Origin of the sequence: Curtobacterium pomorum, from assembly GCF_044497295.1 — a bacterium.
Taxonomy (GTDB): domain Bacteria; phylum Actinomycetota; class Actinomycetes; order Actinomycetales; family Microbacteriaceae; genus Curtobacterium.
Genome location: NZ_CP172409.1, coordinates 3486841 through 3497312, shown reverse-complemented (window position 1 = coordinate 3497312; position 10472 = coordinate 3486841). Strand labels below are relative to the sequence as shown.

At 70.4% G+C, this 10472-nt stretch carries 5 protein-coding genes; 4 read left to right on the top strand and 1 reads right to left on the bottom strand.

The window, feature by feature from the left end; genetic code table 11:
* The first annotated feature begins 10 nt into the window (after positions 1 to 10).
* Positions 11 to 457, top strand: coding sequence for a hypothetical protein (locus ACGH48_RS16725; RefSeq protein ID WP_396289405.1), 447 nt, complete (start codon positions 11 to 13; stop codon positions 455 to 457).
* Between the two features lie 682 nt (positions 458 to 1139).
* On the opposite strand, the gene ACGH48_RS16720 is transcribed toward ACGH48_RS16725, so the two are convergent.
* The gene (locus ACGH48_RS16720) at positions 1140 to 1733 is read right to left on the bottom strand and encodes a hypothetical protein (RefSeq protein ID WP_123311960.1); all 594 of its coding nucleotides are present in this window, start codon (positions 1731 to 1733) and stop codon (positions 1140 to 1142) included.
* A 252-nt stretch (positions 1734 to 1985) separates the two neighbouring features.
* Between ACGH48_RS16720 and ACGH48_RS16715 the strand changes: the two genes are divergently transcribed.
* Genes ACGH48_RS16715 through ACGH48_RS16705 form a run of 3 tightly spaced genes read left to right on the top strand, consistent with a single transcriptional unit; the run spans position 1986 to position 10417 of the window.
* On the top strand, positions 1986 to 4742 hold the full coding sequence (locus tag ACGH48_RS16715; protein ID WP_396289404.1) for a hypothetical protein: 2757 nt from the start codon (positions 1986 to 1988) through the stop codon (positions 4740 to 4742).
* On the top strand, positions 4739 to 6145 hold the full coding sequence (locus ACGH48_RS16710; protein WP_396289403.1) for a hypothetical protein: 1407 nt from the start codon (positions 4739 to 4741) through the stop codon (positions 6143 to 6145). The genes ACGH48_RS16715 and ACGH48_RS16710 overlap by 4 nt, the downstream gene beginning before the upstream one ends.
* A gap of 36 nt (positions 6146 to 6181) precedes the next feature.
* Positions 6182 to 10417 (top strand): FtsK/SpoIIIE domain-containing protein, encoded by a 4236-nt coding sequence (locus ACGH48_RS16705; RefSeq protein WP_396289402.1) that lies wholly within the window; start codon positions 6182 to 6184, stop codon positions 10415 to 10417.
* Positions 10418 to 10472: the final 55 nt, after the last annotated feature.

Here is a 10472-nt window from a genome sequence, read left to right as displayed (position 1 = left end):
AACATCGGAGTTGCAGTTGACGAGATCGGCGCTCGAACGCACAGCGCAGAGAAGGCTCGTGCGCAGGAGGCGGATTCTTGCTTCCATCGTCCTGGCGTTCGTTGTCTTGGTTCCGCTGCTCGGCTTCTTCGTCGGACCGATAACTTTGAAGGCGTACGACGCCGGACATCGGGTCGAGCCGATCTGCACGGTCAGCTCGGCGCACAGCAGCATCGATTCCTCTCGTTCGTTGAAGGGCGTTGGGTCGTCGACATCTCAAGTCGTGTTCGAGACGTCTGACTGCGGAACGCTCGTGCTGCAGTGGGGTGTCACGCGCGACAACGAGGACAACATCGCCCGAGGTGTCGTCGAGGGCGGGCGTTACAGATTCGACGTAGGAGAGGGGTCCTACAACATGCGGGGATTCCTGAATGCAATCCGCCAAGCCGTCTTCGTGAAGAGCTTCGAACCCGCTTGACCTCGCATCTGCCATTGACGACCATGCGCTCGACCGAGCCGAGCCAGGAGCGATCGTGCGACGCCGTCGACGTGTAGAACGCAGCAGGGAGTATGGGCGACGGACGGCGCGGCACATAAGAAGTACCCGTGGTCGTGTTCTTCGTGACCGCGCGAGCGCGATCGTCGTTCTTGTGGGTCTCGTGGTGGTCCCCGTCTCTGCATTCGGTGTCGGCCCGTGGGTATTAGGGCAGTATGACGATGAGCACCGCGTGAACGTTGTCTGTCGCGTCCGGTCCGTTGCTGCGGAAGTTCATTCGTCGAGGGGCGGTTCGCAGCCCCAAGTGAACTTCCACACCGACTGTGGGAATCTGCTTTGGGTTGGTGTGAATCGCTCGAACATGAACGATGTAGCGTCCGCAGTGAATGCGGGTGCAGAATACCGTTTCGAACTTGGCGCTGGCTCGTTCAAGCTACGGAAAATGCTCAAGGTTGTGAAAGTTGTCCCGACGATCTACCGCTACGCAGAGGTGCCCGGATAGCATCTAGACGGTTGGCGGATGAATGGCGTAGTGCTGCTCTTGCGCGCGAGGGCGGGGCGATGGTTCTTGGCGTGACCGAGCCCTCTCGCCGCGTGTACAACACGCGATAGTGAGCAGATCCAATCTGCGCCGTCATGTCTCCGATTCCACAAGCGGCGCTCGTCAGCGCCCGAAGACCCGGACGAAGTCATTCCACTGCGCCGGCGCACGCTGCTCGAGCCATGCGCACAGTTCCGGGTAGGCCGCATCGATGGAGATGACGCTGATGACGCCGCGCTGCCCGTTCACCTTGATGTCCAGGCCGCCGAATCGGTTGGTGGTGGGACGGATGTGCTTGATCGCCGTCGGGTCGATGGTCCGTGCTGCGCGGAACATCGGGGTGACCACCAGCTGGGAGTCGTACGCCTCGACGCGACGGCGCTTCTGCCCGACGCCGAGGTAGACGAACAGGATCCCGAACAGCACCATGGCGACAGCAGTGATGAGCATCCCGATCGCGTCAGGGTCGTCGAGCAGCGTGAGCGTGGCGAGGAAGAAGAACCCTCCCACGACGATGAACACGATCCCGATGATCCGGAGCAAGAGGTAGTTCCACCGGCGTGCGCGGACGGTGAAGAGCACGCCGTACGCCTCGTCGCCCACGACGGTGGACGGTGGTCGCTTGCGATCGCTCCGGCGGACGAGCGCGCTGACGGCGGCCGGGATCGCGATCATCGCGATCAGCGCGATGAGGACCGGCGAGAGGTTGAGCGTCACCGATCTGCCCCCGGTCGTGCGTATGGACGTCGTCGTTCGATGGGCCCGAAGCCCTGGTCCCCCTGGATCATGCGTGCAGAGTATCAGCGCGGTTGTGGACAGCGATCGCGCGACGCTCCGGATGCGATACGTTGTATGCCAGTCGGGGCGTGTGGCCCGAACGGGGGCGGCCAGGGCGGCCGATCGACGCGGACCCGACGCCATCGAGCAACTAGCATCGATGTGCTCGACGATTCTCTTGGGGGGAAGACCGTGATCAACCAGCGTGCCGGGAACACCGGAGCACGAAGCACCACTCGCCGGCTCGTGGGGGCGGTCGCCGTCACCGGCATCGCCGCGCTGGTGCTCGCCGGGTGCACGTCCGACGACAAGCCGGTGGCTGACCCCTCACGGATCCTGCAGACGGTCGACACGCGTCTGGCCGCGGACGGCTCGATCACGTCGATCTCCGACACTGCGATCTCCGTCGCGGGCAAGGACTCCTCGTCGGCGACGACCGACCACGACCCCGCCAAGTCGGCTGGCGACCTCCCGCTCCGCATCACGACGCAGTACTCGACGTCCAAGAAGACCGGTACCGACCTCGCCGACCTCGACGGGTACTCGGGCCGAATCGCGATCGACCTGACGATCGAGAACCTCACGGTCACGTCGAAGAACCTGACCTACGACGTCGCCGGCACCTCCCGCTCGACGCCGGCGCTCGTGGGTGCGCCCTTCAGCGTCGCGGCCTCGACCGTCCTCACCGGCACCGCGGCCGACCGCATCGTCACGGATGCCGCCGACTCCGGTTCGTCCACCGACGGCGTCGTCAGCACCAACGAGGACGGCGACGCGGTCGTCCAGTGGGGCCGCCTGCTGGCCCCGCCGACGTCCGGCGCGAGCAGCACGCTGCACCTCGTCGCCGACGTCAAGGACTTCACGGCGCCCACGTTCGACGTCGCCGCGCAGCCAGGGCTGTCCACGGACCTGTCCTCGACCGGCGTGGTGAACGCCGCGTTCGGGTCCGACAGCGACTCCGAACTCGCGCTCCAGCGCCGCACCATCGACCTCATCTCGCAGGTGAACGAGGTGCTCGCACGAGCGGGCGGCACGATCACCGAGGTCCGGTCCAACCTCGAGACCACGTCGAAGACCCTCGGCGTCAGCACCGCCGAGAGGCTCAAGGAGAGCAGCTCGTCCCTGGCAGGCACCATGCGGTCCCTGTCCGGCGAGCTCGGTTCCCTGAACGGCGACCTCGGCACGACCGTCAAGGCGACACAGTCCACCGTGCTGCAGCAGCTCCAGCAGACCACCACGAGTCTCGACAGCCTGCTCGGCGACACCTCGTCGACGGCGCCCGCTCCGGTACTCGACGGGAACGGATGCGCGGCGACGCCCAAGACCTCGACCGCGGGCGGCAGCGTCTACGGCAACCTGCTCAGTGTCTCGTCGCAGCTCAAGGGCTACGCCGATGCGAGTGAGGCGTGCAAGCAGCAGGTGAGTGCGCAGCTCGCCACTGCCGTCGGCCCGAAGGCTCCGGACGCGACGACCTGCGCCGCGACGGACGCGCGAGACTCGCTGACCTGCACGCTCTACGAGTCGTCCACCGCGATCAACGGTTCGCTGATCGGCCTGGTGAGCACCGGGCAGGCACTCGCCGCGCGGCTGCAGCCGGAGACGGTGGACGCCGCGATCGCGAGCGCTGCCGACCTCGACACGCAGCTCACCCGCATCTCCGACGCACTGGACGAGTACGAGAGCGGTGGGGACGGCGGCACCGGTGACGCACTGCGCGCGTTGTCGACGAGCGCGGACCAGATCGGCACGCGAATCGACGCACTGGCGACGGCCGTGCAGACGACGCACGACCGTGCCGAGGCGGCGCGTGACCTGCTCGACGTTGCAGGGTTCCCGCTGTCGATGCAGCGCCAGAACTCGGCGGTCGCGGACCAGCTCTGCGCCCTCGCGACGCTCGGACAGCTCGACCAGGCCGATGCTGATCGTCTCCGCGGCTACCTGACGGCCGAGCCCTGCGCCGGTGCGCCCGAGGGAACCGTGCTCCAGCCAGGCCTCGGGTTCACCGACCCGATGGACGAACGACTGGACGACCAGACGGCGCGCTGGCAGGACGTCGTCGACTCGACCAGTGCCGACGCGACGACCGAGGGAACCATCGGCAGCGCGGTCGCCGGCCTGCGGACCGATCTGACCGCGCTCGACGACAGCATCCGCGCTGTCCGTGACGCCGTCCGTGGTGGGAGCGACGACGTGGGTTCCACGATCGAACGCCTTCGCGCAGCGGTCTCGGACGCCGACCGGTCGCAGACGGTCATCGCCACACAGCTCGGGACCGTCCGCCAGACGCAGATCGACCTCGCTGCGGAGGTCCAGAAGACCTTCGAGGACGCCTCCGACCAGTCGTCGGAGACCTTCAAGAAGGCCATCGACGCACAGGTGCGGAAGGTCTCGACCACGGCCTCCGAGAGCAACCAAGCCGTCCGCGACGCCTTCGACAAGTCGATCTCGGGCCTGCAGTCCACCGCTGACGAGGTCACGAAGGACTCGAAGGGCACGATCGACGAGCAGAAGAGCACGCTCGAGCAGGAAGGCTCGGAGCTCTCCTCGGCGGTCGACCGGCAGACGGCGTCCAGCCTCGAGCGGATCGCGGCCAGCACGAGCGCCTCGACGCGTGACGTGCAGGGCGCTTCGACGCTGCTGACCGGCGACCTCAACCGGGTGATGCTCGACCTCGGCGACCGCAAGGTCAACGGCTCCGGCATCCTCGGCGCCATGGCCACGAGCGCGGCGAAGTCCGACTCCGCCGACTACCAGCTCGCCCTGGCGTCGCAGAACGCCGCGGGATACGCGAACGTCCGCGCCGAGGACGTCGCCGGCATCCTGCTCCAGCAGGAGCAGTTCCGTGCATCGCTCGATGCGGCGACGATGCTGCCGGCGTTCCAGCTGAAGGTCCCCGCCAGCGCGACGTCGACCACGCTGTACACCTTCCGGATCGGGGCGGACCGATGAGCGACCAGACGACCGAAGTCACGGCGACGGAGAGCGCCGACGGAACGCGTCCGCGCAGCCGCCGTCCGCTGCTCTTCGTCGGCATCGCGGTGCTCCTGGTGGCCGCGGTGGTCGCCGCCGTCCTGACGTTCCGGGCGTTCGGCAGCAGCACCCCGGCCGAAGCGGTCTCGGCGACCGTGCCGGTGAAGATCACGGTGGCGCACGTCCCCGCGAAGACGACGATCGGCGTCATCGTCACCCTCGGCGACGGCGAGGGATCCGAGTGGAACGAAGCGGCGCAGGGTGCGCTGGTGGCGGAGCGTCGGCTCGCACTCGGTGGCACCGACGTCGCGCTCGTCACGAAGAACGACGGCGGAACCGCTGCCGGGGGCACGGCCGCGGTCGAGTCCCTCGCGAAGAGCGGGGTCGCGGGCATCGTCGTCGCCTCGTCGGGCAGTCACGTGTCCGGCGCCCTCACTGCTGCTGCGGCGAAGGGCATCCCGGTCGTCCTGCCCTACGCTCCGGCGGAGAAGGACTCCTGGTCGACGGCGCCGGCGGCTGGTTCGATCAGCACGGCGATGACCACGGCACTCGGCGACGCCGACGCGCCACTGTTGGTCGACCTGGGCGGCGGTGCTCCGGCGGGTCTGCGGGTCGCGCACGTCCTGGACGGGGACGACACCGCGGACGCTGCAGCGCTGGCCACGACCGTCGCCGAACGCACCGGCGCGACGAGCAACGAGGAAGATGCCGATGCCGATACCGACGCGAAGACGGTGACGCCGGACTCCGACGCGGTCGTCGTCAGTGGCTCCGCGCAGCGCCAGGGTGCCTTCGTCGCCGCGCTCCAAGCCGAGAACGTCACGGTGCCGGTCGTCCTCACCCCGGATGCGACGAGCCCGGCGTTCGGTGCAGCGCTCGTCGAAGCCGGCGGCAGCCTCAGCGGCGCCTTCCGCACCGTGGGTGTCGCCACCGACGACGCCCGAGCGCTGGCCTCCGATGCCGGGGGCCGCGCGATGTCCGCCTTCCTCGGCGGTGTCCGGGTGCTCGCCGGTGACCAGGACGCCGAGAACCTGACCGGTGACCAGCCGTTCTCGGCGGTCGCGGGCGCAGCGGACTCGCGCAGCCACGACGCCGTCATCGCCCTGGTCCGCGCCGTCGGTTCGGCGCGGAGCGTCGAGCCGGCGGACGTCACCGAGGCCCTCGCCACGCTCGACCTCGACGCCGATGCGGGCATCGCCGGTCCGGCACTCGACTTCACGCGGCAGCAGGCACTCGGGACGCCCGCGACGGTGCTCGCGGCGTCGGCACAGCAGCTCGGTCTCCGTCCGGCCAGCACCGCGTCCGGCGACGGCACCGGGAGCGGAACCGACGCTGCCCGGACCGCGTCGCTCGTCTGGTTCGACGACTCCAGCACGGACTGACCCACCCACGCACCGACCCGGAAGAGGAACGCGAGCATGCGCCTGTTGATCGAGCTCGACGACCGACGTGATGCGGTCGAGGTCGACGGGTGGTCCGGCGCATCCTCGCTCGGGGACCTCGTGTCCGCGGCCATCGGCCTCACGCTCGAACCCGGCACCACCCTGGCGGTCGACGGGCACCGCACCAGCGTCGACACCCCGCTCCGGGACCTCGTGCTGCTCGAGGGATCCCGCATCGGACGAACCCCCGACGAACGGCCGCTCAGTACCGACGGCTGGACCGTCACGCTCGCCGGCGGGCTCGAGGCCGGCCTCGTGGTGCCGGTCCCGCGCGGGCGGAAGCTCGTGGTCGGCCGGGCGCCGCAGGCCGACGTCGTGCTCCCCACCGAGAGCGCGTCGTGGGAGCACTGCACCGTCGAGCGCGAGGACGACGGTGTGCGGGTGCGTGATGCGGGATCGACGAACGGCACCGTCGTCGCCGGGGAGCGCATCGACGCCGAGGGCGTCCTGCTCACCGGGACGACGAGCGTCATCGTGGGCGGGGCCGTGCTGCTCGTCCGGCCGGCGCTCGACGAGGTCCCCGTGCCCGCGGCCGGCTCGATGGCGAACCTGACCCCGGCGGCGACGGCACCGTTCAACCGCCCACCACGCGCCGGACGGACCTCCGACGCCGAGACGGTCGTGCCGCCCGGACGCAAGGACGTGCCGCCGGCGTCGAAGTTCAGCTGGATCACCGTCGCGGCGCCCCTGGTGCTCGCCGGTGCGATGGTGCTCCTGCTCGGCGACGCGCGGTTCGCGCTGTTCGCCCTGCTCTCCCCGGTCACCGCGATCGGCATGTGGTTCGAGCAGAAGCACCGCCGCGCGAAGAACCTGAAAGAAGAGGACACCCGCTTCGCCGAGGCCGTGGAGTCCTTCCGCGGTGAGATCTCCGAAGCCGCGGCCGTCGAGGCTGCCCGCCGCCAGGAGCTCGTGCCCGATCCGGCGACCGTGGTTCGGCGAGCCGAACTGCCGACCACCCTGTTGTGGCAGCGCCGCTCGGACGACGAGGACTTCCTGAGCCTGCACGCCGGCACCGGGGACGCTCCCTGGCGGCCCGAGGTCGATCAGCGTGCAGCGACCGCGAAGCTCGAGGACGAGGCGAAGGCCGCCATCGCCGACAGTCGCCTGACGGCCGCCCCGGTGGTGGCCGACCTGTCCGACGCCGGCGTCGTCGGGATCGTCGGCGATCGTCAGGGCGCCCTCGCCCTGGCGCGCAGCCTGCTCACGCAGGCCACCGTGCACTGCGGTCCCGCGGACCTGACGGTGGGCGTCTTCTGCGACGCGGGCCGCGCGGAGGACTGGGGGTGGGCCTCCTGGCTGCCGCATGCGCGTGTGGCGGGGAGCAGCATCGGCGCCCGCTGGATGTCGGCACAACGCGACCAGAGCGCGGCGATGCTCCGTGGCCTGCGGGAGTCGATCGACGAGCTGCCGACGCCGAACCTGCTCGTCGTGGTCGACTCCGAGGTGCTCACCGAGGGACGGGATGCCCCTGCCCGCAACCTGCTCGGCCAGGGCCGCACGGTGCCCGGGCAGTCCCTGCGCCCGGGAGAGCGACCGCGCCGGGTGAGCGGCATCGTCATCGCGACCAACGAGCAGCAGCTCCCCGCCGCCTGCACGTCGATCATCACGGTCGGTGCCGATGCCGCGGCCACGGTCTACCGGCCGGAAGACCGGACCCGTGTCGAGGACGTCGTGCTCGCCGGCCTCAGCGTCGAGACCGCCGAGCGCAGCGCCCGCAGCGTGGCGCACTTCGACGATCCCGAACTGCTCGTGCCGGGGGCGTCCTTGCCCGCGCTCGTCCGCCTGCCGGAGCTCTTGTCGGGCGACGGGATCCGCACGGCGTGGGACACGCGCACGGGCTTCTCGACCCCGATCGGCTCGTCGGAGAGCGGTGTGCTCGAGATCGACCTGGTGCGCGACGGCCCGCACGGCCTGGTCGGCGGAACGACGGGTTCGGGCAAGAGCGAGTTCCTGCGGTCGCTCGTCGCCGGGCTCGCAGCGCGGAACGATCCGACGCGTCTGAACTTCCTGCTCGTCGACTTCAAGGGCGGGGCCGCGTTCGCCGCCTGCGAGCGACTGCCGCACACCATCGGCACGATCAGCAACCTCGACGAGCAGCTCGCCGACCGAGCGATCCGTGCGCTCGAGGCCGAGCTCGAGCGACGCCAGCGGGTGTTCGCCGCGGCCGGAGCCGACATCGACAACCTCGATGCCTACCTGGCGACGAAGCCGGTCGAGCCGATGCCGCGACTGCTGCTGGTCGTCGACGAGTTCGCGATGCTCGCGAAGGACTTCCCGGACGTCCTGACGTCGCTCGTCAGCATCGCCGCCGTCGGCCGCACACTCGGCGTCCACATGATCCTGGCGACTCAGCGGCCGGCCGGTGTGGTGAGCGAGGACATCCTCGCGAACACGAACATGCGGGTCGCCCTGCGGGTGCAGAGCCGCGAGGACTCGACGAACGTCATCGGGGTCCCCGCCGCAGCCGGGATCGGTCGACAGCAGACCGGTCGCGCCTACGTCAAGCTCGGGCAGGACGACATCACCCCGGTGCAGACCGCCCTCGTCACCGGCCGAGCCCGTGACGAGCGTGCCGAGCAGCCGGTCTCGGTCCGTCCGACCGACGTGTTCGGTGTCCCCGCGCCGATGCCGGCACCGGCACCGACCGCGTCGGACGTCACCGACCTCGACCAGCTGATCGAGGCGATCGGGCAGGCCAACACGGCAGCCGGGTACGCCCCGCCGCGTCCGATCTGGCCCGAGGCGCTCGGCGACCGCGTCGAGCTGGCGGAGCTCACCGAGCCAGGCCCGGGCGCCGACCCACGACCCGGCACCGTCCCCGTCGCCCTGGCCGACGACCCGGACCACCAGCGTCAGGTCACCACCGGATGGGACCTGGACGAGGGCAACCTCATGCTCATGGGCATCCCGGGCAGCGGGACGAGCACCGCGCTCGCCACGATCGCGCTGCAGCTCGCCGCAGCGTCGAGCCCCGACGAGCTCGACCTGCTGGTGCTCGACATGGGTCCAGGGGACCTCGCTCCGCTCGCGCAGTTGCCGCACACGACGGCCTACGTCGGCTCCGGTGCGGGTGCGGGGGAGCTGCAGACGCGGTTCCTGCGGCACCTCCGCGTCGAGCTCGAGCGTCGTCGTGCGGCACCCGGTGGGCGCCGTGCCGTGGTGCTCATCGACGGCCTCGCCGCCCTGCGCGACGAGTACCAGGACTTCGAGGGGCAGCAGCTGCTCGACGCCCTGTACCGCGTCTACGCCGAGGGTCCCGCGCTCGGCATCTCCTTCGCGGTCTCGACGACGCGCGCGAAGGCCGTGCCGTCGGCGATGGACGAGGTCACCACGCAGAAGTGGATGTTCCGCCTCGCGGACCCCTACGACTACGCGTCCATCGGGGTCCGCCCCAAGGACGTCCCGCCGCCGGTGCCCGGCCGCTTCATCGACTCGACCATGCGGCTGCAGTCGCACGTCGCGACCCCGGACGTCCCGCTCGCCGAGGCCGTCACCCGGATCGCGGAGACCCGTCCGGGCAGCAGCCGGAAGGCGAGCGCCGTCGGTCGGCTCCCCGATGCCGTGCTCGTGGACGAGCTCGGCGCCGGAGCGGTGTTCGCGGGTGAGCCCTGGCGGATCCCGATCGGCATCGCGGAGGACGATCTGCAGCCGACGTCGGTCGAGGTCTACGACGGCGAACACGTGCTGATCGCCGGCCCGGCCCGGTCCGGCAAGTCGAGCGTGCTCCTCGCCGTCGCCGAGCTCGCGCGGACAGCCGAGGGCGTGCGTCCGGCCGTGTGGGCGATCTGTGACCGCCGTTCCCCGCTCGCCTCCGGTTCCTTCGACCGCATCGCCGTCGGCCCTGACGAGGTCCCGGCCCTGTTGGCCGGGCTCCGGCTCGAACGCGGTCCGGTGCTGCTCTTGATCGACGACGCGGAGCGGTTCGAGGACGGCGACCAGGCCATCGCGACGCTGCTCACGACCGAGCGCCCCGGACTGTGCGTCGTGGCGGCCGGCCGGTCCGCTGACCTCCGGTCGATGTACAGCCACTGGACCCGTTCGGTCCGGAAGTCCCGGTGTGGTGTGCTGCTGCAGCCGGACGTCGACTACGACGGCGAGCTCCTCGGCGTCACGCTGCCGCGTCGCGCGCCCGTCGCGCTGACCGTCGGCCGCGGCTACGCCGCATCAGGCGGGGCCGTCCGTCTCGTGCAGACCGCGTCCGCCGGCAGCTGACGGCGACGCCGAGACCGTCGGCCGGGAGGCCCGTGGCCGTGCCCGCCACGGGCCT